Here is a 25,043-nt window from a genome sequence, read left to right on the forward strand (position 1 = left end):
ACTTACATCAATAATGTGTGATCTCTGTATCTATCGGCCATGCAAAATTGCATAACAGGCTGTGAATTTATGCATCCTTGCATGGCCCATAGACTGCCCTGTGAAGCGGGTTATATTTCTGCATCCTCGTTAAGGCTTTCGCTTGAGTGCCAGTAAGTTAAGGCGGAATATTGGCATGAATTAGTGAGTTAATGATATATGTATTCAACACGTGTTGGATTCAGAAACTATAGAGATGAGCTGTTAGCCAGGGCAACAAAGATTGCTAGGTTTAACGGTGAGGAGACGTGATGAAAAAATTTAAAAGTGCTATTTGCCTAGCCACATTACTAGGCACTGCGGGTTTCACTGTTAATACTATGGCGGCGGATACGCTTGCGGATTTCCATGGTGAAAGCCAAGAGTGTGAAAGCTGTCATACTCCGGATGGTGAGCTATCTAACGATAGTCTGACTTACGAGAACGCCCAGTGTGTATCTTGTCATGGCAGCATGGATGAAGTCGCTCAAGAGACTAAGCATGAGCACTATAATGCCCATGACTCCCACTTCCCTGGAGAAATAGCCTGTACGACCTGTCACAGTGCTCATGAACAATCTATGGTCTACTGTGACGCTTGCCACAGCTTCGATTTCGACATGCCGTACGGGGTGAAATGGCAGCGTCACGAGGCAAGCATTGCCGAGCTTGCTAAAGATAAGTCTGAGCGTGAAATGGCATTAGCCATGGCGCCACAGGATACCGTCAATGTCGTCGTAGTCGGCTCTGGTGGCGCGGGCTTCTCAGCTTCTGTATCGGCCCATGACAATGGCGCAACGGTTATCCTCATCGAAAAAGAGCCCGTCATCGGTGGTAATGCCAAGTTGGCTGCTGGTGGCATGAACGCCGCATGGACGGATCAACAAAAAGCCAAAGGTATCGAAGATAGCCTAGAGCTGATGACAGAGGACACCATGAAGGGGGGGCGTTATATAAACGATCCGGCTCTTGTAGATGTGCTGGTGTCTCACTCTAAGGCCTCGGTCGATTGGATGACGGCTATGGGTGCAGACTTGAGTGATGTTGGCCGCATGGGCGGCGCATCGGTTAACCGTACTCACCGTCCTTCCGGTGGTGCTGGTGTCGGTGCACATATTGTCCAGGTGCTTTATGATAACGCCGTTAAGCGTGATATCGATATGCGCATGAACACCCGCGGAGTCGAGATCCTCAAAGATGATTCAGGTAAGGTGACAGGCCTGCTGGTTAAAGGCATGTACAAGGGCTACTACTGGATCAAGGCCGATGCGGTTATTTTGGCAACGGGTGGCTTCGCCAAGAATAATGAGCGGGTCGCCAAGCTGGATCCCAAGTTGAAGGGCTTCGTGTCGACTAACCAACCCGGCGCTACAGGTGATGGTTTAGATGTCGCCGCTAATGCTGGCGCCGCGATGCAAGATCTGCAATACATTCAGGCCCATCCTACCTTGTCGGTTAAAGGTGGCGTGATGGTGACCGAAGCGGTGCGTGGTAATGGTGCCATCTTAGTTAACCGTGAAGGTAAGCGTTTCGTCAATGAGATCACCACTCGTGATAAAGCGGCGGCGGCTATTTTAGAGCAAACGGGTAAGACTGCCTTCTTGATTTTCGATGACTCGGTACGTAAGTCGCTGAAGAAGATCGAAAAATATATCGGCCTAGGTATCGTGTCAACGGCTGATTCGCTGGTGAAGTTAGGTAAACTTGAGAATATCGATGGTAAGGCCCTGACCGAAACTGTCGCTCGTTATAACAGCTTAGTGACCAGTGGTAAGGATACAGATTTTGGCCGTCCTAACTTGCCTCGTGCTCTGAACGAAGGTAACTACTATGCTGTCGAAGTGACTCCTGGCGTTCATCACACCATGGGTGGGGTGAAGATAGATACTAAGGCGGAAATCTTAGATGCCAAGAAGCAAGTCATTCCTGGCTTATATGGTGCCGGTGAAGTGACCGGTGGCTTACATGGCGCTAACCGTCTGGGTGGTAATGCCATCTCTGATATTATCACCTTCGGTAGACTCGCCGGCGAAGAGGCGGCTAAGTACTCTAAAAAGCAATAGCACTAAGACTCTTTATAAGAGCTGATTTTAAGAAGCAGAATAGTCAAAAATAGCTGACTGCTTTCATCCTCGCAGTCAGCGTTATCTCCGAAAATACCGCTACCCGATAAGGTAGCGGTATTTTTTTATCTTACCTTTAGCGAAATAAAGCCAATCTCATGGCAAACTCATAAAAAAAGCCGCTTAAAGCGACTCTTAATATTTTTCTAGAACCTAGAACCTTCAGTTAAACCTCTGGCTCTTCACTGTAATCGACGTCATGATACTCAAGACAAGCATCGACTTCGTTAGCCGAGCCTAAAATAACGGCTACGCGCTGGTGAATTTCACTTGGCTCTATATCCATGATGGTTTCATAGCCGGTGGATGCCTTGCCACCCGCTTGCTCGACTAAGAATGCCATAGGGTTTGCTTCATACATCAATCTAAGCTTGTATGGCTTCTCTGGGTTCTTGTTGTCGCTAGGGTAAATGAAAATGCCACCGCGTGACAGTACACGATGCACGTCGCCGACCATGGCTGCTATCCAGCGCATGTTGAAGGCCTTCTCTCTCGGACCTATGGTACCAAGCAATAGATCGGCAATATAAGTCTGCATCGGGGCTTCCCAGAAACGCTGGTTAGACATGTTGATGGCAAACTCAGATGTGTCTTTACTGATTGACATGGCTTCTGTGGTTAACAGGTATTCGTTAGTTTCCGGGTTTAAGGTAAATAACTGCACACCTTTACCTGTGGTGAGAGCCAACATAGTCGAAGGACCATATAAGACATAACCAGCAGCGACTTGTTTGCGACCGGCTTGCAAGAAGCTTTGCTCACTGAGTTCGCCTTCGGGGGCGGGAAGTATCGAGAAGATGGTACCCACCAGCGAGTTAATGTCGATATTCGATGAGCCATCTAATGGATCGAAACAGACCAGATAGTCACCCTTAGCACCGGCTTCGACGATAAAATCTTCCTCTTCTGATGCCAGACCACGGACAGTATCATCCTTATCCAGCGCATCTTTGAGCATATCGTTAGTAATAACATCCAGCTTCTTTTGGGTTTCACCCTGAACATTTTCATGTTCTGTGGTTCCGAGTACGCCGGAAAGAGCACCGTGACGAACGGCATGGCTTATCTCTTTAGAGGTGTTCGCTAAGGTGTGAATAAGCTGAGTCAGAGAGGCATTGATGCCTTGTGATTTCAGGTTTTGGGCCAAAGTCTGCATGTTATTTCCTATACAAGTTCGAGTTTGAGATCGGGTCTAATGTGAGTGTTCTTATTTGGCGCGATCATACCTGAGATTGAACTTTTTTTCAGCGTAGGATAACGGCAAGTTATAACTTGGGCAGTGTGTTTCAGTTTCTGCGGACTTTAGTGCACAATGTCAGCGATATTTATATCGTTTGTGAGTGATACCAATCTCACTAAATAAGTGCTCAGTTCAGAGCCATTCAGGCTTTTCAATTCAAGGCGCATTGATGAGGAAATGGTTATTCCCTTTTAAGTTAATGCAAAGCAGAAGTGGAATGCCTGAGAGGCTCCCGAAGGGCGAGTTTCAAAGCACTTTATGCTGCGTTAGATGCTTTCGATATAGAATAACTATTAGCTTCAAGCATTCGTCTTGCCTACAGCGCTTTGAATTCCCGCTGAAAGATCACAATATTAGTGGGATTGGTATTAGTCGGCATGCGGTAATTACATTCAGGTCCAGGACATAATAATGACAATAAAATGGATGACATCAGCGCTATTGGCGGTTCCTATGATTCTATCAAATACGGCTTGCTCGACAATCACCAGTACGACTAATGCAGAAAAAGAGCGCTCATTCGAGGGAGGGGCTACGCCTCTGAGCATCGAAAGGCTATACGCTTCCCCCGCATTGGCTGGCACGAGTCCCAGGGGGCTTAAGCTTTCACCCGACGGTAAAAGAGTGACCTATCTTGCCGGACGTAAAGATGATCAGTATTTCTATGACTTGTGGCAGATGGATGTGGCCAGTGGTAAGAAGTCGATACTAGTCGATGCGGATAAGCTCACCATAGGCGAGCTTTCTGATGAAGAGAAGGCAAGACGAGAGCGCCAACGCATATATGGTCAGGGGATCATGGAGTATTTCTGGTCTGATGATAGCCAGGCCATACTCATTCCAGCCTCTGGCGTGCTTTACTATTTTTCAGTTGATGATGGTGAAGTAAACTTGCTACCTACGGGTGACGGCTTTGTCACCGATGCTCGTTTATCTCCTAAGGGAAATTATGTCTCTTTTGTACGAGATCAAAATCTGTTCGTGTTAGAGCTGAAAACCAGCAAGCTCACCGCCATGACTACTGATGGCGGTGGGGCGATAAAAAATGCCATGGCCGAGTTCGTCGCGCAAGAAGAGATGGGCCGCATGACTGGCTACTGGTGGTCACCGGATGAGTCGGCCATCGCCTATACCCGTATCGATGAGTCTGGCGTTGAGTTGGTGACTCGCAATGAGATCTATGCCGATGGCATCAAATTAACCGAGCAAAGGTATCCCTATGCGGGTAAGAATAATGTCACGATTAAATTAGCCGTGGTGACACTCGCCGAGCAGAAGGAAATCTGGGTCGACCTTGGCAAAGAACAAGATATTTACCTGCCCAGAGTTAACTGGTTGCCCGATAGTAAGCGATTATCCTATCAATGGCAGAGCCGAGATCAGCAAAGCTTAGATCTCAGAGTGGTGTCTCTGGCTCAGATCGATAAATCTAGAGTTTTAGTCGAAGAGCGCAGTGATGCCTGGGTGAATCTAAATAATGATCTGCATTTCTTAAAGCAGCAAGAGAGCTTCATTTGGGCCTCGGAGCGTGATGGCTTCAAGCACCTGTATCTGATTGGGCTGGATGGCAAGGTGAAGCAACAGCTGACATCGGGAGGCTGGACCGTCGATGAAGTCGAGCTGGTGGATGAGAAAACGGGATGGATCTACTTTACTGGCCGTAAAACTCTGGTTACCGAGAAACATCTTTATCGCGTGCCTTTAAACGGTGGCAAAGTCGAGAATATCAGTCAGCGAAGCGGTATGCACTCACCTGTGTTTGCCGAGAATGAAGCCGTTTATCTGGACTATTTTAGCAGCTTATCACAACCGCCGCAGATCAGCCTACATGGTGATAAGGGTCAGCAACTCGCTTGGGTAGAAGAGAACGAGGTGGATAAGACACATCCTCTCTATCCCTTCTTCGGCTTGTGGCAGTTACCTGAGTTTGGCCAGATTAAAGCGGAAGATGGCCAAGCGCTGCAGTATCGTCTGTTTAAACCGACAAATTTTAGCGCCGACAAGCAATATCCTGTAGTCGTTCGAGTCTACGGTGGCCCCCACGCTCAGTTGGTGGTTAACAGTTGGAGCGATCAAGATTACTTCACTCAGTATTTACTCCAGCAAGGTTATATCGTGTTCCAGCTCGATAACCGAGGTTCGGCGCACCGCGGCACTCAATTTGAACATGTGATCTATCAGCACTTAGGCGAAGCGGAAGTCAACGACCAGAAAACGGGTGTCGATTACCTGCGTACACTTGCCTATGTTGACAGCGCTAACATCGCCTTGTACGGCCACAGCTATGGTGGTTATATGGCTTTGATGGGCATATTTAAGGCGCCGGATTACTTTAAGGCCGCCATCTCTGGTGCGCCAGTGACTGACTGGGCCTTATATGACACCCATTACACCGAGCGTTATCTTGGCCATCCGCAACAGAATGCCGAAGGCTATGAGGCCAACAGCGTACTGCCATATGTGAAAGGCTATCAATCTGGCTTGCTGATGTATCACGGCATGGCCGATGACAATGTACTTTTTGAGAACAGTACCAAGGTGTATAAAGCGTTGCAGGATGAGGGTAAGCTATTTCAAATGATAGATTATCCGGGGTCAAAGCACTCGATGCGCGGCGAAAAAGTAAGAACGCACTTGTATCGCTCACTGGCCGATTTTCTCGAGAAAGAATTGAAATAAACCACGAGTCTGCGAGTGGTAAGTTTTAAGTCGTAAGTCGTAAGTAAGAGCTGAGTCTTTAGGCTTGAGGGCTTGGGCCTTACAGCTTAAAGCTTTCTTAGCTTTTAAAAACTTTCTTCGCCTTTAGAAGCTTCCCAGCTTTATTCCAGACATAAACCCCCTCATTGGCCACCGGGGATAACTTTTTAGTTATAGGAAGTCCATATACAAAAAAACCAGCCCTTAGGCTGGTTTTTATTTAAGAAGCATAAAGCGTTCGCTTTATGCTTCTTCTAAGTTAGCGCAGAAACGATAACCTTCACCGTGAATCGTGGCGATGATTTCTGGCGTATCTGGCAAGCTTTCGAAGTGCTTACGGATACGACGAATCGTTACGTCAACGGTACGGTCATGTGGCTTAAGCTCGCGGCCCGTCATCTTCATTAGAAGGTCGGCACGGCTAAGGATCTTGCCTGGGTTCTCAACAAAGTGCAGCATAGCGCGGAATTCACTACGTGGTAGCTTGTATGGCTCACCTTGTGGGCTGACCAAAGAACGACTGTTGATTTCAAGACTCCAACCGTTGAAACGGTAGAACTCAACACTGCTCTTATCTTCGGCTTCCGTACCTGTGCTATTGACACGGTTCAATAGGTTGCGAGCACGAATAGTCAGTTCACGTGGGTTGAATGGCTTGGTGATATAATCATCTGCACCAATCTCAAGGCCCAAAATTTTGTCAACTTCGTTATCTCGGCCCGTTAGGAAGATTAGACCGATATTGTTTATTTCACGAAGTTCACGTGCTAACAGAAGACCGTTTTTGCCAGGAAGGTTGATATCCATAACAACCAAGTTGATCTTATTTTCCTGCATGGCTTTATGCATTTCTGCGCCATCATTGGCTTCAGTTACCACATATCCTTCAGCTTCAAAAATACTTCTTAGCGTGTTACGGGTACGGCTTCATCTTCAACAATCAGAATGTGCGGGTTTTGCATATTAATTTACCTAATTTGTTCAAATCAATTCTAACTATGAGCGCGTGTTATCAGTGCTAAATACGCTCGAACTTGTCATGCTAATGCTTACTGATCTACGATAGGTGCAGTTTCAAACTGCCTGAAACAGCAACACACCTCCATGATTAGGTATGCGTATATCAATAAAGGGGAACGCGAACTGTATTCACTTCGAGTAACAATATTAGGGTTAGTTCCCTATATTAATAAATATTTATGAAGTTTAAATGCGAAACTAAGCACTGGTCGCATTTTATACAGAAATCTGGCTGGCTGTAAATTCTATGTCAGCTCCACTTGTAACAAAATGCATCATAGTAATAAATGATGCAGAACCAACCGACTGGTCTATTGTACTCGTTTTAGGCAATTGTTAACAAATGAAATGTTAACAAAATTACTTGTGGTTTTGACCTGCGTCACACTTTGCCAGGTAAGTTATTGATAAATGAGGGTGTTAAAAATGCTTTTAGTGACCTTTATCACGCCAATATGCGGATATACTAAATTTGCTATAATAAATTCAATCAAATTGAGGATATGGTCAAGATGATAGAGTCAAATAAGCGATTGTGGCAGCATTACCAAGAAACTGAATTTCTGTTTACCCAAACGTTATCTTCTCAGTTATCTTTTGCAATCATTACGGCCCACAATCCCCAGGGCCAGATCCTCTCATCTTGTCAAAATCGACTCCTTGATAGACAACTACTGCTCGCGATAGAGAAATTTAACCGACCCTATCGTGCCGTAGTGGGGACATCCCGTGACCGAACTCATATGGAAAAAAGCTGGGCAGTCGCTATCGATAAGCTCAGTGCGGCATATCTGGGATTGAAATTTAAGCAGAATGCGATCTATTTTGTTGATAATAACCAGTTAGCCTTAGTTCCTTGCCTGTTCTCTCAAGCTGAGCATCAACAAGAGCTCATCATCGGCGACTTTTCTGATCGGGTTAACTTGGTGAGCGAGCTGCCGGATTTTGATTATTAGCTTAAATCTTTCTGCAATAGTTGAGATTTATCATTGCTTGGTCAGCCAAAATTTGATAATTTCTACTTCCTCGCTCTCTTTTTGAGCAATGGCGACAGAGTGCGAGGTACAGAAGAGGAGCGTTAGCTAGGTAGCAAGTCTGAAGGATCCAAACTCTGATAATGACTTATGAGGGAGATTAGCGCCGAGATATCTGAGTATTTGGAATTACTCTATGTCGGTCGAAAGGGCTGAATTCCTTAGGTTGTCACCTGTTTATTGGTGGAGAGCTTCTGGTGGTGATCGCTGTTTCCCATCTCTGGGGTGCGTAATCTTTGCATCGGGCTCTTCGAACAAAGTCAGTTCGGAGTGTAATCATGTTTGTTTTATATCCATATTTATTTTCAAATGAACCATATCAGTGTCTGCATTTTGTGGAGGCTGTATAATGTCGCTTATTGTCGCTAAGTTTGGCGGTACTTCTCTTGCCGATTATGCCGCCATGAGTCGTTGTGCAGATATTATTCTCGCTAATCCTAATACCCGTGTGGTGGTGGTGAGTGCTTCGAGTGGTGTCACCAATTTGCTGGTGGAGTTGACCCAAGAGCACATAGGTGAAGAGCGAAGAATGCAGCTCATTAAGCAGATAGCCTATATTCAATATCAAATTTTAGATTCCCTTGGTAGCCCGCAAGAGGTTGCCGCAAGACTCGATACCGTATTAAGCCGTATCTCTGTATTGGGTGAAGAGCTGAGTAAAAATAGAAATAAGGCAAGGATGGATGAGCTGCTTGCTCAAGGTGAGCAATGTTCATCGGCTTTGTTTGCCGCAGTGCTAAGGGGGAAAGGGGCGGCGGCCAGTGCATTCGATGTGCGTCAGGTGATGCGTACCGATAGTCATTTTGGACGAGCCGAACCACAAATAAAGACCATATCTCTGTTAGCCGCTGAGTATTTAGCTCCACTGTTATCCTCGCAGCGCATCGTGACTCAGGGCTTTATTGGCGCCGATGCTGCTGGCGCTACGACGACGCTGGGCCGTGGGGGGAGTGATTACTCCGCGGCCTTGTTAGCCGAGGCCCTGAAGGCGACTACCGTTGAGATCTGGACGGATGTGGCCGGCATCTATACCACAGATCCTCGCATCGCACCTAAAGCCCGCCCTATTGCGGAGATTAGCTTCAATGAAGCTGCTGAGATGGCGACATTTGGTGCTAAGGTGCTTCATCCTGCCACCATTCTTCCTGCTGTCAGGCAAAAAATTCAAGTTTTTGTGGGGTCTAGCCGAGAGCCCGAGCGAGGTGGCACCTGGATCCGCCACCAAGTTGAAGATGCTCCGGTTTATCGAGCGGTTACAGTGCGCCGGAATCAAACATTACTCAATCTGCATAGCCTGAAGATGCTCCACGCCCAAGGTTTTCTAGCCGAAATTTTTGCGACTTTAGCCCGGCATAAGATCAGTGTCGACCTGATCACAACCTCTGAGGTCAATGTATCACTGACCTTAGATAAGACGGGATCCGATTCTGGCAGAAATGGCCTACTCAGTGAGTCTTTGTTGCAGGAGTTATCTCAGCATTGCCGAGTACGAGTCGAAGACGGTCTGGCGCTGGTTGCCATCGTTGGCAATAAGATTGCGTCCACTCCGGGTGTTTGTCGTCGCGTTTTTGAAGTGCTGGAACCCCATAACGTGCGCATGATCTGTCAGGGCGCTAGCCCGCACAATCTGTGTGTTTTAGTCGCCGAGTCGGAAGCCGCACAGGTGGTCAGAGCGCTGCATCAGAATTTGTTTGAGTGATGAAAAGCCTGGATTCTCAGTTTTAGGACTGAGAGGCTAGGAAGTGAAGGATGGAATATGAGTTTTACCCAGTTATTATTGAAGATAGGTGAATTGGCCACTGGCCAAGATCTCACCATTCCCATATTTAACTATGAGTGCGAAAGCGCTACGGCTCCCAGCGTCTATATTCAGGCGAATGTACATGGCGCCGAGGTGCAGGGCAATGCAGTCATCTATCAGCTGATGAAATTGCTGGAGCAATGCACCGTATGTGGCGACATCACCTTGGTGCCTCTGGCTAATCCGCTGGGGATTAATCAAAAAAGTGGCGAGTTCACTCTAGGCCGTTTCGATCCTATCACAGGTGTGAATTGGAATAGAGAATACCTAGATCATGGAGTCGATGTGGCAGCTTGGTATCAGGCGCATGATTCTCTGAGTGATGCAGACTTGATCGCTCAATACAGGGCTATGTTGGTTGCAGGGTGCTACACACGCTTAAACAGCGAGTGGGGTATCACTACCGGGCACCAGCAGGCGGTCAATTTGCAAGTGATGGCGCATCAAGCTGATATTGTGTTAGATCTCCATACTGGACCTAAGTCTTGTAAACATCTCTATTGTCCTGAATACGATGCTAAGGCGGCATCTTTCTTCTCCATCCCTTATACCTTGTACATTCCCAACGATTTTGGTGGTGCCATGGATGAATCGATCTTCTGCCCTTGGTGGCAGCTCACCGAGCATATGAAATCAGCGGGAAGGGATTTGAAGGTACCAGTTGCCGCCTTTACCTTAGAGCTAGGCTCTCAAGAGAAGATTAATCTCGAAGACGCTCTGGTCGATGCTAAAGGTATCTTGGCTTACCTGAGCGATCGCGGCGTGATCGAGCAGAATCTTGTTCCGGTTAAGATGAAAAGATATGCCTGTTACCTCAAAGACTATAAGAAGTATCATTCGCCTCTCGGTGGCATGGTCGAGTATCTTGCGAAAGTGGGTGAGCCACTGAAAGCGGGGGCGCCATTAGCTAATATTCTACGGCTCGATCTTTATGACACAGATAAGGCTTTAACACTCCTTAGCTTAAGCCAAGATTGCGTACCGATTCTGCACTTTGCCTCGGCGTCGGTTTATCAAGGCACCGAGCTGTATAAGGTGATGACTAAGGTATTTGAGATATAACTCATTCATTCAATAGTGGATAAAAGAAGGGAGCCGATTTGGCTCCCTTCTCATTTATAGCTTGTTAAACCATTGCTTAGCGCTTACGACGACGTAGGCCTGCAAATGGAAGTAAAAGCATAGTTAACCAACCTAGAGAACCAGCAGAAGAAGTATCTTCAGGAGTTGCATTCACTGTAATCGTCGCAGAGCCAGCTGCACTATCAAGCTCGCCGTCAGATGCTACTACAGAGAAGACTAACTCATTATCACCTGCTGGAGCTGTAAAGCTGATGCTCTCATTGCCATTGTTAAACTCGACTGGGGTACCCGCTGTCTGAGTCCAAGTATAGGTTAAAGTATCACCATCAATATCATTGCCGTGGGCAGATGCTTTAACGGCGAAACCTTCGGTACTTGTCATACCTGTAGGAGACACAGTCGGTGCATCATTGACATTGTTTACTGTAATAAATACATCTGTAGCTTCACCAGTATTCCCGTCAGCATCTGCAGAAGTGTAGCTGAATTTGTCAGTACCGAAGAAATCATCTTCTGGTGTATATTCGACACTTCCATCTTCTTTTATGGATACTTCACCGTTGGAAGGTTCGTCAACAAGCATCACTTTGCCTAGAGAGCCAGATGGTGCAATGTCAATAATGCGTTGAGCATCTGCGGTCATGCCGTCACCTGAGATAGACACTCGGGCGACTTTCTGATCTTTGATGTCGTTATCCAGCACGTTAAACTTCAGAGTCTTCTCTTCATCTACGGAAACATTGTCAGTTTGACCCGAGTTAAATTCGGTCGTCTTCACCATGTAGTCGATCTCCAGGCTACCTGGGGTGGTCGCTTGAAGGACAACGGCGTCACCAGTTGTTACTGTGCCGCCTTGGCCATTGTAATGGAAGGTGGTGCCTACCGAACCACCGATGTTTTCAGCACCAATAGTTAAGTTTTCAGGCATGTTAGGCACATCTATGTAATTGAATATAACCTGCTCTTCATCACCCGTTTTAATCCAGATGCTGAAGGTGTACTTAGTCTCGGAAGCATCATTCCAAAGTTGTGCATCTTTCCACTCGAGTGCCAGCCAAACTGTACCGTCACCACCATCAAATATTCCGATAGCCATATCGCCGCCGCCGGTGTCAGTACCTGAGGTATCCGATAGATCGAAATCAGACCAGAAGGGTGCGAGGATGTTGTTTGGACTGGCCGAGTCTGGTAGCTCTTTATTATTCCAAGTACCACCGGTAGAGCCGCCGCCAACCAGAGCGATACCGTTATCACTCATGGTGATACTGTCATAACTGACGCCATTGTATTTAAAGCTGACAGGGAGAGCATCAAACGTTAGTGCTGTTTCGTCACATCCGTCTTCACATGGTTGAGGCAACACGCCTAAGTCTATGATGCTCGGGAAACCACCTTCATCCTTGAAAGAGTTCATTTCAGCAAGGTCTAACTTTCCAACCCAGGTGATACGTCCCAGGTCTTCATCGACCTCAAAGCCATTCTGTTGCGCGCCATCCATGGAGACCATGACGTCGTCCGCGGAGGTAAGTTCAGTACCTTCAGGAGCATAAGCCGTGAACGTCACGGTATTTTCGAAAATTGAGTTATTCACCACAGCCTTGACAGGGAATTCGTCACTCGCTTCGATATCTGTCGCGGTGGTGACGACCGAAATCAAAGATGAATCACTCGACTCTTTCGCCATAACTGCGAGAGGCAGGTGGGCGTCTTGCATGCCCTGGCTGCTCTTGATCATCACGTTGCCGAAGATCCAAGAGCCATATTCACTAAACGTCGAGTCTACTGTTACTGTGAACTGTGCAGATGCACCCGCTTCTAGTTCAAGACTAGTGGGTGATACGCTGATACCTGCACTGTCAGCAGAGGCTGACAGAGACCAAGATGTTGTTTCATCACTTTTGTTATAGACGGTACGCGTGAAAGTACATGGGCCTACACAAGAGTCTGAAGCAACTGCTGGCTTATCAAATGTTAATACCGCTTTAGCCGCAGCATCAAGATCCATACGGCCTGCGCCCATAGCAAAAGGTGAAGCAGGAGTTTCGGCATCATCATCTAAAATTCCGCCCATATGGGCAGTAGACGTTAATGCTGTCTTGATATCATTGGCACTCCACTCTGGATGCAGCTGGCTCATCAGAGCCGCAGCACCAGCAACATGTGGGCTCGCCATACTGGTTCCAGTCATAGTGGTAAAGTCAGTTCCATCTTCATCAGGAGATGTGGCAGATAGAATAGATGTGCCTGGAGCCGCTAAATCAGGCTTAAGGATATTTTGATTGCCATTGGGACCACGAGAGCTAGATGAATTAATTAAATCGGCAAATGCACTATTTGCAATGCGCTTCACTTCAGCACCTATGGTACCTGTCGTTTCATCACCAAGTCCTTCAATGAGCGTCTCGCCATCGTCCTTGGAAATCATCACAGCAGGTAAGGTGGCATCAGGCATATGCATGCTGATAGGGGCACCTGGTTTGCTATTGTATACGACCATAGCTTTAGCGCCTGCAGCTTCTGCATTAGCGGCTTTATCTGAGAATGCACATAAACCACGAGAAATTAGCGCAATACCGTCTTTAAAAGAATCCGCAGGGAATGCAGTACAGCCTTCAAAGTTTTCTGCATCTATATTAACTGCAGCGATAACTGGCAGAGTGATATCTTCAGTTAGTAATTCATTGCTGCCTTCAATCGCAAGAAGTTCATCGCCACCTGCTGTAAAACCATTGGCGAAGAAGCGGCCTGTGGTGCTGTTGGCAACTGTGATGCCAGACTCTACACAGGCAGGACAACCTATGGTTTGTGCGCCATTACCGTCATTACCAGCGGCAGTAACAACCACGACACCAGCTGCTTCGGCAGCTTCATACATGGTGTTGTATGGGCTGTTAGCTGGATCGCCACCCGCACCGCCACCCCAAGAGTTGTTGATGACATCGGCGCCATCATTTACCGCATGCTCTAGTGCTTCCATTAACATGATGTTAGAACCACTACCACCAGAACAATCTGCCTTGGTGAAAAGTGCCTTATAGACCATAAGGTAGGCTGCTGGTGCTACGCCAGAAATATCGACGTCGACTTCTTTGTAGGTGATGCTGATCTTGTTACCGACCGAGGTACCGGCGACGTGTGAACCATGGCCACCATAGCCAAGCGGGCTCATGTGCTCATCAGAGCAAACTTCAAATGTAGGCTGAGACCAACGAGCGACAATCAGCTTGTCATTACAGAAGCTGGTGTCTACCGTAGAACAGTAGTCATCTGCAGGCATATTAGCTGTAGGTTTAGTAAAGCCTTCACCGTAGAACATAGGGTTTTCAGGGCGAATACCAGTATCAATAATAGCTACACGAATGCCTTTACCCGCATTTTCCATGCCTGACACGGCAGCCCACATGGCTGCGCTATTGATGATCTCATGTGATGCATCCATGTTGGTTTCATACATGGTCTCAGGGTAAACAGATTTTACACCTGGCATCGCTGCAAGTTGCTCGAGTGATAATCCTTGTCCCACAAGGGTTACACCGTTAAATAGAGTCTTAAAACTGCGTTCAATTTTAGCATTTGGGGCTATTTTGGACAGAGAGGACTTAAAGGCTTGTTGTTGATTTTGTAGATGACTCGCATAACTTATAGCTGGTGCAGACTGGGTATCAACACGTTGACCTTTTTTAGCTGGTGCTGTTGCTGCAAAACTTTGTATACCACCTTGATATTTAGCTATCGCTGGTGATTCTAGTTCAATGATAAACCGTTGTGGTGATGAAATTGCCGAATTAGATACCTGAGATTTTTTATAATTATCTACAGAAGTTAATTCTGGAGAAAACTGATTTGCAGTATATGAACCTGAACCGCTTGCCATGACAGCACTCGATACGAGTGCTGCTGTTATTGCTATCGATTGTTGGAGCTGTGTACTTTGTAACACAAGAGTTACATATTATTAACACGAATGGAGGGAAAAGTTGCAATTTACATTGTTTAGTCTACTAAATAGGCGGAATAACTTATTTATATTTAATCTATGGTTTAACAGCCCTTGTAATGGGGTTTTGCAAACTAATTAATGTTTCGGTAGACTGAATTTCATCTATGGATTGAATGCGATTAATGAGCACATGCTGTAATTCGTCGATGGATTGGCACATAACCTTTACAAAAATGCTGTAATTTCCTGTGGTGTAATAGGCTTCTACCACCTCTTCTAGTTCGTTTAACTTAGATATGGCAGCTGGGTAATCACCAGCACTCTTTAAGTTGATGCCAATAAAGCAGCAGACATCGTAGCCAAGCGCTTTAGGATTGACAGTTATCTGTGCGCCTGTGATGATCCCGGCTTGTTTCATCTTTTCGACGCGAACGTGAATGGTACCTGCGCTGACGTTAAAACGTTTAGCCAGCTCTGCAAATGGCGTCCTAGCCTCTTTCATCAATGCAGATAAGATTTGATTATCGAGTTTGTCTCGTTGAAATGATGTTTCCATAATAAAATTCTTAAAGTAATAACTAATGATAAGTAACTTACCTTTAATTATGATGAAATTCTATTAATAAGGTGTGATTGATATCAAATCAGTAAATATAGCGGTAGGTAGCGAGTGACAATGGATGAAAAGTGAGTCTGGTTGTCATTTGCCACTGTAAGTGAAGTCTGAGATGTGAAAGGGGGAGGCCCCTATACTCTTTGAGCTTATGCCCTACTGGTTGTTTTCAGCAGTCACAAAAGGCACTTCGCAGTTAAAAGTAAGCACACGACCTGAATATGGCTGTTTGATAGTGAGCTCTTGTGCGTGCAGTAGTAATCGACTTGCTAAGCGCTTAGCTAAAGGATCTGCATAGAAGTTATCACCGAGTATAGGGTGGCCTATGGCCATCATATGTACTCTTAACTGATGAGAGCGACCCGTTATAGGGGTCAGTTTGACCAGTGTAGAGCGTTTTGCATAGCTGATCACTTCAAAATGAGTCAAAGATGGCTTGCCAATTTCATGATCTACTTTTTGTTTAGGTCGGTTGGGCCAGTCACAGATTAAGGGCAGATCTACACTGCCTTTTTGTTGCTTTATATGTCCCGCAACTCGCGCGTAATATGTCTTTTTAGTCTCTCTCTCTCTGAACTGTCTCTTTAACTCTTTTTCAGCATTTCTCCTCAGCGCAACAAGGATCACCCCCGATGTTGCCATGTCTAATCTGTGGACTACTTGGGCATTGGGATACTCGGCTAAGACACGACTATAGACGCTATCTTGATGTTCAGGTGCTCTACCCGGTACAGAAAGTAGTCCTGAATGTTTATTTACTACCAAAATATCTTTATCTTGATAGATGATTTCGAGCCAAGGATCGGTTGGTGGAGAGTAAATAAAGTCTGACATTGAAAGCGCCTAAATGAGAAAACGAGGCAAAGATAACTGTTAGTAGATGGGCTAGACAAGTGAAAAGTTCAAATTGAAGGAATTTCTTTCAATCTAGCTTACGGATATTGCTTGACTAGTATTGATTTAGCTTCCCTCAAGAGAAGCTGTTGCCGTTAACGTGCATTAACGAAAAAGTCCAAACCACGAATGAGAGTAGTGAGTGAATCAAGGCGTAGACGGCTTGATCTAGTCGATCCATTCCTCGAGCCTGCCAGATCAAGTGTCCATGAAGTATCACAACCGCTGGAAATAATAATAACACGGGGTAGAAGCTGACGGCGTGACTGAGTGCAAAATGCGTGTCGCTGAAAAGGAGTCGGCTCAAGAGAGCCCACAAGACCATGAGTCCGGTAAGCATGGGCGGAGCGATATGTCGTGACTGTTCTGAATTTAGCACCATATTCTATCTTCCTTGTAATATTGAGCTTAGGTTTTTCTGGCTGTTTATTCTTCTTGTTTTTTTCTAGCCATATCTAATTTAGTGGCTTAATTTCCATTCTAACTTAAATAATCTGTTAACTTCCATTTTTACTCAACTTGCATTCTAGCTTAACAATCAGGCTTGCGGGCGATCAATTGTGCCTTGTAGCTGAGGTTTGAACCATTCATCACCTTCCCTTCAAAATAATGCACAAGAGCCCATTTCTCAAATTCATTTTTGAGTTCATTAGTTTTCAACAGAAACTTTGGGTTTCTCGGTCGCCCGATTTCAGCCTGTTTATCTATGAAGGTTTCATAAACGATCAAGCCGCCAGGTTTTACTGTGGCAGCAATCTGTGGGAAAAGTGGCCTATGTAAATAGTTGAACACTAAGACGAGGTCATACTTATTTTGCACCAGTTCTGGCGCAGAGCCATCTTCTAGATCCCATGCCAGACAGGTGTGTCCTGTTGGAATCGAACCTGTGTGTGGTTCTGAAGGCACACTGAGATTAGCCAGTGACTTGTCAATAAAGGTGACTCTATGGCCCTTATCGGCAAACCAGAGCCCATTACGGCCACTGCCACAGGCGAGATCTAACACCTCACTCTTATCTAACAGGCTTAACTCTAGACTCTCGGTGATGAGTCTAGAGGCCATTTCAGCCTTTAACTTCTTTTCTTGCATCGATTCTTCGTCCATGTATAACTGAAAAATGCCTTAAACCTGCCGGGCCATGCGAGACGACAACAGAAAGGAGTAACACTGTGATTAACAGCTCAGGCTTGTAGCTTGCGAAAGGAATGAAAAGGGTCAATAGACCTAGTTTTACTAAGGTTAGTACGCCTTTTAATTGGATTAACCAGCGCCAATCCCTGACTATTTCCCATAACATGAGCAGTGAGCCTGTCGTCATGGCCATACACCAATAGACGAGCCAATCTTCTTGGGCCACGCCCAACAGAATACCACCCCCGGCTCCTGTTATTCCCAAAATGTGTATCGCTCTAAGAGCTGTTTTTCCAAGTCTTTGCAACCAAAATTGCCTTTCAGATAACTTAGTGTTTTTCATATGAGAGCGGATACTGGCTAGGTGTTGGAGAGCCATTAGCTTATCAGGAAATAACCGACTGTGAAGTGGTATTGGGAGAAATTCACTAATGCCTTTCTTAGATGCTAGGTTCCATGCTGTCGATATACGACAGCATGGCCTATTTTTTTAGATACTAAATAAGGTATTTAATGATTTATGCGGTTGCCCTTATAAGTTAGCTAGCTCAAAAAAACTTACACAGCTTAATGAAAGCAGGTGTACCTTAGTAGGAAGACAAGAGGTAAACTTTGATGATTGAATATTTTTAGGAAAATAGAATGAAGATAGGATTTTTTAGTGCCAAGCACTATGACATGGAACACTTCGATAAGACCAACGAGGCTTTTGGTGCTGCCATCGAGTATTTTGATTATCGGCTGTGCATGCAGTCAGTTAAGTTGGCCCATGGTTTCGAAGTAATCTGCGCTTTCGTCAATGATTCCCTCTGTGAGGAGGTGCTAGTCGAGCTGGCTAAGAATGGCACTAAGATAATCGCCATGCGTTGTGCGGGCTTTAATAATGTGGATCTGGTCACGGCAGAAAGATTGGGACTCAAAGTCGTTAATGTGCCGGCTTATTCTCCCGAGTCAGTGGCCGAACATACCATAGCCTTGATGCTGACGCTGAACCGTAAGGTACATAAGGCTTATCAACGCACCCGAGATGCCAATTTCTCCTTAGAGGGCTTGGTTGGCTTTAACATGCATGGTCGCACTGTCGGTGTGATTGGCACAGGTAAGATAGGTTTAGCGACAATTAAAATCTTGCTGGGGTTCGGCTGTACTGTTATCGCTCATGACCCCTATCCAAATCAGTCAGTGCTAGATCTCGGTGTAGACTATGTGTCCCTCGATGAGATGTATCCCGTCTGTGACATCATTACATTACACTGTCCTCTCACGGACGATAACCATCATCTATTATCTAAATCTAGCTTCAATAAGATGAAAATGGGGGTCATGGTGATCAATACCAGTCGAGGTGGTTTGCTCGATGCCTTAGATGCTATAGAGGCATTAAAAACCGGGCAACTCGGTGCGTTAGGATTAGATGTATATGAAAATGAGAAAGAACTCTTTTTTGAAGATAAATCGAATCAGATCATTCAGGACGATATTTTCAGGAGACTATCGGCTTGTCACAATGTCATCTTTACCGGGCATCAGGCTTTCTTAACCGCCGAAGCCCTCGGCGCTATCGCATTGACCAGTCTCACCAATGTTCGCCAGTTACTCGATGATGAACCATGTCCCAACGAGCTATTTTAAGTCCAGATAATAATTTTAAGCTTCAAAAATATTAATATCCCATGACAGCATGTTTATTGGCCGATAAGTTTTGCCAATGATAGCAAAAGGAAACTAACACCATGATGGTAAAACAAGAAGTTCATGATATTCCAACCAGTACAGGTTTGATGCGGACTTACCTTTATCGCCCGAAAGCGGAAGGGGTGTTTGCTACTATTATTTTTTATTCAGAAATTTTTCAGCAAACGGCTCCCATTGCCAGAGCCGCGACTATCATGGCCGGTCATGGCTTCGTGGTACTGGTGCCTGAGGTATTTCATGAGCTGAATCCTATTGGTTCTGTGCTGGCTTATGATGATGCAGGTAAAGATAAAGGTAATGAAGACAAGTTTGCTAAGCCGCTTGAGTCTCATGACTCAGATGTCGACGCCCTGGTTACCTTTGCCAGAAGCCAGGAGTTCTGCACCAGTCAGGTTGGAAGTATGGGGGTCTGTATCGGCGGACATTTGGCCTACCGCGCCGCGCTTAACCCTGATGTCTCGGCCGCATTCTGCCTCTATGCTACAGATATTCACTCCAACACGCTTCCTTGTAAGCCTGGGAATGACTCCCTGAGCCGCACTGAAGATATTCAGGGCGAGCTGGTTATGGTGTGGGGCAAACAAGACCCCCATGTATCCAGCGAAGGGCGCAAGTTGATCTACACTAAACTGGAAGAGACAGAGCGAAATTTCACCTGGTTAGAAGTCAATGCCGAACACGCCTTCATGCGCGATGGTGCCGATAGACACGACCCGGCGCTTGCCATGCAGATGTATGGTCAAGCAGTCGACTTTTTTCACCGTTTATTAAGGTAATAATCTCCCTCTCAATCTAAATAGCAGCGTTAACGGGCACTTCATCTCAAGCATATGAGTGAAGTGCTGGCTCGACTTGGCGCTTTTAAGATTTCCTTTCATGACCCGCTATTTGTATAATGCTCGGCCAATTCCCCTCCAAATCATAAATAGATGCAAGACGAACAGATTCTCCACCAAAGCCAAGATGAGCTAGGCCCACTCATCGTCTTAGATGATAAATATATGCGCGTGCTTTCATTCGGCGATAATGATGAGCAGAGTAAGTTACTCAAGTCTGAGCCACATATTCCTCAGCATACTTATATTCAGGCCATGCTATTAGTTCTGCTCTTTATCAAGCCAAAGCGGGTCATCATCTTAGGTTTAGGCGGCGGCGGGCTGATCCATGCCCTGCGTAGATTTGACCCCGGCATTAAAGTGACAGCGGTTGAGCTAAGAGCCCAAGTCATTGAGTTAGCTAAACGTTACTTTCAACTGCCCATAGGTAAAAAGCTGTTGATTATCCATCAAGATGCCAATTTGTTTCTCGAGCAAGGCGATCATAAGAAAGCCGATGTTATTTTTGCCGATATCTATGGTGCAGATGGTGTCGATGAGAATCAGTTATCTGAGACGTTTATTGCCAATGCAGCTGCTTTGATTAAAACCGACGGCTATCTGGTATTAAATTGCTGGAAAGAACATAGCCAAAACCGAGTGCTATTGAGTCATCTGCAACGACATTTTAGCGAGGTCAGGGCTTGCCTGACTGGAGGCGGTAATTGGGTGGTGTTCGCCGGAAAAACAAAGCGAGAAATCACTAGCGCCGGATTGAAGTCCAAGGCTCACTCCTTGTCGCAACAGCTCGATTTTACTTTAGGGCGTTCCCTGACGCGATTCGCCCTGTGGGAATAGGATTTGCTCTGGTTATCTGCCCATGATCTTCGTGCCAGGAAAAACCGATTAGGATGATAGGTTTTATCCGTTATATTTAATTTGTCTGCTTGGTTAATATCTTCACATCGAAAACGAACTGACGAATCAATTGAGCGTCAGGACAACTATTTTATTAGCATTTACGGAGCATTCAATGAACCAATCTATCATCAACACTGTAATCAAGCCTTTCTCTGCAACCGCTTTCCATAAGGGCGAGTTTGTAACCGTTACAGAGAAAGACCTATTGGGCAAGTGGTCAGTGGTATTCTTCTACCCAGCCGATTTCACTTTCGTCTGTCCAACAGAGCTTGGTGACATGGCAGACCATTACACTAAGCTGCAAGAGATGGGCGTTGAAGTCTACTCGGTGTCTACCGATACTCATTTCACCCACAAAGCATGGCACGATACATCCGATACTATCAAGAAGATCCAGTACCCAATGATCGGTGACCCAACCGGCGCTATCACACGTAACTTCGGTGTGATGATTGAAGAAGATGGCTTGGCACTACGTGGCACATTCGTCATCAACCCTGAAGGTCAAATCAAGGTTAGCGAAGTTCATGATCTGGGAATAGGCCGTAGTGCTGCTGAGCTGGTGCGTAAGATCCAAGCCGCTCAATATGTAGCGACTCATGATGGAGAAGTATGTCCGGCTGCTTGGCAGCCTGGTGCCGATACTCTTGCCCCATCTCTAGATCTAGTCGGTAAAATCTAAACTGACTTAAATCCGCTGGTCTAGATTTTTCTCTAGGCTAGCGGGACTTAAGTGAAAGCTTAGCTTAAGCCGAATTTTATCTCCTTTGCTGGTTCGAGCCGCCCCCTTTCAGGTTCGGGTTAGCAAACTCTCAATTTTTATAAAACCAATTATTTATAAAACCAACTTTTTATATAACAAATGGTATTTCTCTAGGAGTCATCATGCTGGATACGGATCTTAAAAATCAACTGAAAACCTATCTGCAAAACCTCAAGCGTCCAGTTGAACTTGTCGTGTCTGCAGATGATAGCCCTAAGGCACTAGAACTTAAGTCACTGGCGCAAGATATCGATAGCTTATCTGAATTAGTCTCAGTGTCAGAAGTTCAAGGTGAGCGTATGCCATCGATGAAGGTGACAAGTGCAGAAACTGATACCAGCATTACGTTCGCAGGTTTACCCATGGGTCATGAATTTACCTCGTTAGTATTGGCATTGTTGCATACTGGCGGGCACCCACTGAAGCTAGATGATGCTGTTATCGCGCAGATCAAAGCGCTACCAGGCGAATACCATTTCGAGACTTATGTTTCTCTAAGCTGTCAAAATTGTCCCGATGTGGTTCAGGCATTGAATATGATGGCTGCAGTCAATCCTAAAATCACCAACGTGATGATAGACGGCGCCCTGTTTCAGACAGAAGTGTTTGATCGAGACATTCTGGCGGTTCCTTCCGTGTACCTTAATGGCAAGCTTTTTTCCCAAGGGCGCATCAGTTTAGCTGAGATCTTAAATAAGTTAGATACAGGTGCGGCGACTCGTCAGGCCGAGCAATTAGCTCAGAAAGACGTGTTCGACATGTTGGTGGTTGGCGGCGGCCCTGCAGGTGCATCTGCCGCGATCTACTCGGCGAGAAAAGGCCTCAATACTGGCGTCGTTGCCGATAAGTTTGGTGGCCAAGTGGCTGAAACTGTGGCGATTGAGAATTTTATCTCAGTCAAGGCGACCGAAGGGCCCAAGTTGGTTGCTAATCTTGAGTCCCATGTACGTGAGTACGATGTTGATGTGATGGACAATCAACTTGGCGTTAAGTTGACCCCAAGCCAAGGCCCAAACCCCTATCACGAATTAACCCTTGAAAATGGTGCAACACTAAAAAGCCAAACCTTGCTGCTCGCCACTGGTGCGCGCTGGCGTGAGATGAATGTCCCTGGCGAGCAAGAGTATCGTGGTAAAGGTGTGGCTTACTGTCCACACTGTGATGGTCCCTTGTTTAAAGGTAAGCGCGTTGCCGTCATCGGCGGCGGTAATTCGGGAATAGAAGCGGCAATCGACTTGGCCAATATCGTTGAGCATGTGACCGTATTAGAGTTCGATACTCAGCTAAGAGCCGACGATGTGCTACAGCGCAAGGCTGCATCTATGAATAATATCACTATCATTACTCAAGCCATGACCACCGAAGTACTTGGTGATGGCTCACGAGTCAAGGGGCTTAACTACACAGATAGAGCCACGGGTGAGCAACATAGTGTTGAGCTAGCCGGTATCTTCGTGCAGATTGGACTAGTGCCTAACACCGAATGGCTTAAAGGTGTGGTAGATCTAACGCCGAGAGGCGAGATAATAGTGGATGAGCGTGGTCAAACATCTGTTGCTGGCATCTTTGCTGCGGGGGATGTGACCAATACTCCTTATAAACAGATCATCATAGCCATGGGCAGTGGCGCTACCGCCTCATTAGGTGCCTTCGATTACTTAATGCGACATAGCGTACCCGAGCAAGCTAATGCCGCTTAACGGCTTAACTTAGTCTTAATGAAAACAGTCAGGATTAAATACTGGCTGTTTTTTGACTGTTTATAATCTTATTATTTTAAAAACTTACGCGCCATGGTTATGATGAAACTCAATAGAATAGAGCCTGCAATCAGCATGATAGCCACAAGGGGACTCTGCAGCGAAACGGGATCTATAGCCAGCATAATGCCCATACCTAGCATCATAATTCCTGACATCAACTTAAGTGTCTGACCCTCTTTCTCTGTGAGTTTACGTTTTCCCATTGTGGCACTAAAGACGCCGACAATAATGGCCAGAGGAATCACATAAACCACATTATAGAAGATAAGGTATAGATAACGCTCTATCTCTGGAAGATCGTGCATAGAAAGTACGCTGGTGTAGATCATCGGGAAGCCTGCGGTACAGAGTAGCTCATAGGCGTTAGCTAAAATTGCTAACACGACCGTCCCACCTATCATCGCCGCCATGGAGCTTGCATTGGTCAGTTTGCCCATGCGTTTTATTAAACCTGTACGGTTTTCTGCGGACATAGATAAGGAGACCTCTCCCTTAGTGAAGAAGTAGTCCTTGATATTAATGACCCCCGCAATGAAGGCTATAATACCCGCGCCTAAGATGATCAAACTTCCATCACTGCCTGCGCCGAGAAGGGTGAATATATTGAGCCAGGCAATCATAAATAGGAAGTAGATAAAGCCTGAGAAGAAGACAAATATACCGCCGACTATCAGCATGCGGGTCCTGCTCTTAGCATTAACCATGATGGATAGTAGAAAGAGTAAAACGAAGAATGCACAGGGGTTAAAGGCATCGACACCGGCAAGTACTATGGTGAGGAGTGGTAAAGAGAGATTTTCTGGTGCTACGACTCCAATTAAAGGGAGTTCTATGGGTTGAACTTGGCTTTTTGGAGCCAGATCATATGCAGAACTTAAATCGCATGTTGCTTCACTTTCTGAGTCTCCACTCGCGTCGCTGCAAGTACCAAATAGAGGTGAAGGATTCTGTTCATCGGTCGTTGGGATAGGGTCGTTATCGATAACTGTGCCACCTAAGCTGCGATAGCAAGCTTTCAAGTTATCGAGTAGATACTTACCTGTGACAGCTTCACTGCTATAGCCAACGGTTGCCAGTTCACAAGCCGCTATATAGGGAACGGAGCGAGCTTCAACTTGAGTCTTCTTAGCGATCCCTTGCCAAATATCCATGGTGTCAGGATCTGACACTAGGTGTGTTTCAAGATCGATCCAAGGGTAACGTTCAGGCAATGAGTCTATGAAAGGGTGAGCCTCTGCGCAGTGAGGACATGTCTTGGACCAAAAAAAATAAAGTTTAATTTTGAGTTCACCATCTTGATTAACGTAATGCCAGCTCGAATCTTGACTGCTGTCCTGGGGGGGGGCCGATATATTCGCTAAGGTTGAAAATGAACTGAGGCAGAAAATCATAAGTACGAATAATGCTTTAGTCATGTACCCTCCTGTGGGATGCGCTAGATTTTATCGCTGATACAGATACTGCAATAAATATCTTACTTATCTTTGTCTTG

At 45.9% G+C, this 25,043-nt stretch carries 18 protein-coding genes, 1 pseudogene and 1 riboswitch; of the genes and pseudogenes, 10 read left to right on the forward strand and 9 right to left on the reverse strand.

Annotated features, from left to right (window positions below):
• Window positions 1-290: 290 nt before the first annotated feature.
• Entirely contained in the window at window positions 291-2,081 is a 1,791-nt protein-coding gene (locus KT99_RS00055) for a flavocytochrome c (protein ID WP_005495662.1), read from the forward strand.
• Between the two features lie 226 nt (window positions 2,082-2,307).
• On the opposite strand, the gene KT99_RS00060 is transcribed toward KT99_RS00055, so the two are convergent.
• Window positions 2,308-3,297, reverse strand: coding sequence for a class 1 fructose-bisphosphatase (locus tag KT99_RS00060; protein WP_005495664.1), 990 nt, complete (start codon window positions 3,295-3,297; stop codon window positions 2,308-2,310).
• A 510-nt stretch (window positions 3,298-3,807) separates the two neighbouring features.
• Here KT99_RS00060 and KT99_RS00065 point away from each other — a divergent pair.
• Window positions 3,808-6,060 carry a S9 family peptidase gene (locus KT99_RS00065; protein ID WP_005495666.1) on the forward strand — a complete coding sequence of 751 codons (2,253 nt, stop codon included), beginning with the start codon at window positions 3,808-3,810 and terminating at the stop codon, window positions 6,058-6,060.
• 261 nt (window positions 6,061-6,321) lie between these two features.
• On the opposite strand, the pseudogene arcA reads toward KT99_RS00065, so the two are convergent.
• A pseudogene (gene arcA, locus KT99_RS00070) lies at window positions 6,322-7,040 on the reverse strand (two-component system response regulator ArcA).
• A gap of 570 nt (window positions 7,041-7,610) precedes the next feature.
• Here arcA and KT99_RS00075 point away from each other — a divergent pair.
• The 3 genes from KT99_RS00075 (at window position 7,611) to KT99_RS00085 (ending at window position 10,995) form a co-directional block, all read left to right on the forward strand.
• The gene (locus tag KT99_RS00075; RefSeq protein WP_040571408.1) at window positions 7,611-8,054 is read left to right on the forward strand and encodes a DUF3293 domain-containing protein; all 444 of its coding nucleotides are present in this window, start codon (window positions 7,611-7,613) and stop codon (window positions 8,052-8,054) included.
• A gap of 104 nt (window positions 8,055-8,158) precedes the next feature.
• Window positions 8,159-8,334: riboswitch (Lysine riboswitch) on the forward strand.
• Window positions 8,335-8,481: 147 nt separating this feature from the next.
• Window positions 8,482-9,831, forward strand: coding sequence for a lysine-sensitive aspartokinase 3 (lysC, locus tag KT99_RS00080; protein ID WP_005495672.1), 1,350 nt, complete (start codon window positions 8,482-8,484; stop codon window positions 9,829-9,831).
• 57 nt (window positions 9,832-9,888) lie between these two features.
• Entirely contained in the window at window positions 9,889-10,995 is a 1,107-nt protein-coding gene (locus KT99_RS00085) for a succinylglutamate desuccinylase/aspartoacylase family protein (protein WP_005495674.1), read from the forward strand.
• A 76-nt stretch (window positions 10,996-11,071) separates the two neighbouring features.
• Here KT99_RS00085 and KT99_RS00090 read toward each other — a convergent pair whose 3' ends face one another.
• From KT99_RS00090 to KT99_RS00115, 6 genes are all read right to left on the reverse strand, one after another.
• A complete protein-coding gene (locus KT99_RS00090; RefSeq protein WP_005495676.1) occupies window positions 11,072-14,890 on the reverse strand; it encodes a S8 family serine peptidase in 3,819 nt (1,272 codons plus the stop codon).
• Window positions 14,891-15,050: 160 nt separating this feature from the next.
• Window positions 15,051-15,512: a transcriptional regulator AsnC gene (gene asnC, locus KT99_RS00095; protein WP_005495678.1), complete on the reverse strand. Its 462-nt coding sequence runs from the start codon at window positions 15,510-15,512 to the stop codon at window positions 15,051-15,053.
• Window positions 15,513-15,725: 213 nt separating this feature from the next.
• Window positions 15,726-16,403, reverse strand: a complete 678-nt coding sequence (rluA, locus tag KT99_RS00100; protein WP_005495681.1) for a bifunctional tRNA pseudouridine(32) synthase/23S rRNA pseudouridine(746) synthase RluA — start codon at window positions 16,401-16,403, stop codon at window positions 15,726-15,728.
• A gap of 136 nt (window positions 16,404-16,539) precedes the next feature.
• The gene (locus KT99_RS00105) at window positions 16,540-16,845 is read right to left on the reverse strand and encodes a hypothetical protein (RefSeq protein ID WP_040571410.1); all 306 of its coding nucleotides are present in this window, start codon (window positions 16,843-16,845) and stop codon (window positions 16,540-16,542) included.
• A 149-nt stretch (window positions 16,846-16,994) separates the two neighbouring features.
• Window positions 16,995-17,552, reverse strand: coding sequence for a class I SAM-dependent methyltransferase (locus KT99_RS00110; protein WP_005495685.1), 558 nt, complete (start codon window positions 17,550-17,552; stop codon window positions 16,995-16,997).
• On the reverse strand, window positions 17,527-17,937 hold the full coding sequence (locus KT99_RS00115) for a hypothetical protein (protein WP_005495687.1): 411 nt from the start codon (window positions 17,935-17,937) through the stop codon (window positions 17,527-17,529). Before KT99_RS00115 ends, KT99_RS00110 begins: the two co-directional genes overlap by 26 nt.
• A 299-nt stretch (window positions 17,938-18,236) precedes the next feature.
• Here KT99_RS00115 and KT99_RS00120 point away from each other — a divergent pair, with 299 nt between their 5' ends.
• From KT99_RS00120 to ahpF, 5 genes are all read left to right on the forward strand, one after another.
• A complete protein-coding gene (locus tag KT99_RS00120; protein WP_005495688.1) occupies window positions 18,237-19,226 on the forward strand; it encodes a 2-hydroxyacid dehydrogenase in 990 nt (329 codons plus the stop codon).
• A gap of 101 nt (window positions 19,227-19,327) precedes the next feature.
• Window positions 19,328-20,065: a dienelactone hydrolase family protein gene (locus KT99_RS00125; protein ID WP_005495689.1), complete on the forward strand. Its 738-nt coding sequence runs from the start codon at window positions 19,328-19,330 to the stop codon at window positions 20,063-20,065.
• Window positions 20,066-20,218: 153 nt separating this feature from the next.
• Window positions 20,219-20,962, forward strand: a complete 744-nt coding sequence (locus tag KT99_RS00130; RefSeq protein WP_005495690.1) for a spermidine synthase — start codon at window positions 20,219-20,221, stop codon at window positions 20,960-20,962.
• Window positions 20,963-21,137: 175 nt separating this feature from the next.
• Complete coding sequence (gene ahpC / locus KT99_RS00135; protein ID WP_005495691.1) at window positions 21,138-21,707, forward strand: alkyl hydroperoxide reductase subunit C; 570 nt, start codon at window positions 21,138-21,140, stop codon at window positions 21,705-21,707.
• Window positions 21,708-21,910: 203 nt separating this feature from the next.
• Window positions 21,911-23,488 (forward strand): alkyl hydroperoxide reductase subunit F, encoded by a 1,578-nt coding sequence (gene ahpF / locus KT99_RS00140; protein WP_005495693.1) that lies wholly within the window; start codon window positions 21,911-21,913, stop codon window positions 23,486-23,488.
• Window positions 23,489-23,559: 71 nt separating this feature from the next.
• Here the strand turns inward: ahpF and KT99_RS00145 are convergent, their stop codons facing one another.
• On the reverse strand, window positions 23,560-24,966 hold the full coding sequence (locus KT99_RS00145; protein ID WP_005495694.1) for a hypothetical protein: 1,407 nt from the start codon (window positions 24,964-24,966) through the stop codon (window positions 23,560-23,562).
• Window positions 24,967-25,043: the final 77 nt, after the last annotated feature.

Source organism: Shewanella benthica KT99 (assembly GCF_000172075.1).
In the GTDB taxonomy this organism is placed as follows: domain Bacteria; phylum Pseudomonadota; class Gammaproteobacteria; order Enterobacterales; family Shewanellaceae; genus Shewanella; species Shewanella benthica_A.

What these genes read in the sequence shown, in the direction of transcription:
- KT99_RS00055 (WP_005495662.1), top strand. Translation starts at nt 291, where the DNA reads ATGAAAAAATTTAAAAGTGCTATTTGCCTAGCCACATTACTAGGCACT.
- KT99_RS00060 (WP_005495664.1), bottom strand. Translation starts at nt 3,297, where the DNA reads ATGCAGACTTTGGCCCAAAACCTGAAATCACAAGGCATCAATGCCTCT.
- KT99_RS00065 (WP_005495666.1), top strand. Translation starts at nt 3,808, where the DNA reads ATGACATCAGCGCTATTGGCGGTTCCTATGATTCTATCAAATACGGCT.
- KT99_RS00075 (WP_040571408.1), top strand. Translation starts at nt 7,611, where the DNA reads ATGATAGAGTCAAATAAGCGATTGTGGCAGCATTACCAAGAAACTGAA.
- lysC (WP_005495672.1), top strand. Translation starts at nt 8,482, where the DNA reads ATGTCGCTTATTGTCGCTAAGTTTGGCGGTACTTCTCTTGCCGATTAT.
- KT99_RS00085 (WP_005495674.1), top strand. Translation starts at nt 9,889, where the DNA reads ATGAGTTTTACCCAGTTATTATTGAAGATAGGTGAATTGGCCACTGGC.
- KT99_RS00090 (WP_005495676.1), bottom strand. Translation starts at nt 14,890, where the DNA reads ATGGCAAGCGGTTCAGGTTCATATACTGCAAATCAGTTTTCTCCAGAA.
- asnC (WP_005495678.1), bottom strand. Translation starts at nt 15,512, where the DNA reads ATGGAAACATCATTTCAACGAGACAAACTCGATAATCAAATCTTATCT.
- rluA (WP_005495681.1), bottom strand. Translation starts at nt 16,403, where the DNA reads ATGTCAGACTTTATTTACTCTCCACCAACCGATCCTTGGCTCGAAATC.
- KT99_RS00105 (WP_040571410.1), bottom strand. Translation starts at nt 16,845, where the DNA reads ATGGTGCTAAATTCAGAACAGTCACGACATATCGCTCCGCCCATGCTT.
- KT99_RS00110 (WP_005495685.1), bottom strand. Translation starts at nt 17,552, where the DNA reads ATGCAAGAAAAGAAGTTAAAGGCTGAAATGGCCTCTAGACTCATCACC.
- KT99_RS00115 (WP_005495687.1), bottom strand. Translation starts at nt 17,937, where the DNA reads ATGAAAAACACTAAGTTATCTGAAAGGCAATTTTGGTTGCAAAGACTT.
- KT99_RS00120 (WP_005495688.1), top strand. Translation starts at nt 18,237, where the DNA reads ATGAAGATAGGATTTTTTAGTGCCAAGCACTATGACATGGAACACTTC.
- KT99_RS00125 (WP_005495689.1), top strand. Translation starts at nt 19,328, where the DNA reads ATGATGGTAAAACAAGAAGTTCATGATATTCCAACCAGTACAGGTTTG.
- KT99_RS00130 (WP_005495690.1), top strand. Translation starts at nt 20,219, where the DNA reads ATGCAAGACGAACAGATTCTCCACCAAAGCCAAGATGAGCTAGGCCCA.
- ahpC (WP_005495691.1), top strand. Translation starts at nt 21,138, where the DNA reads ATGAACCAATCTATCATCAACACTGTAATCAAGCCTTTCTCTGCAACC.
- ahpF (WP_005495693.1), top strand. Translation starts at nt 21,911, where the DNA reads ATGCTGGATACGGATCTTAAAAATCAACTGAAAACCTATCTGCAAAAC.
- KT99_RS00145 (WP_005495694.1), bottom strand. Translation starts at nt 24,966, where the DNA reads ATGACTAAAGCATTATTCGTACTTATGATTTTCTGCCTCAGTTCATTT.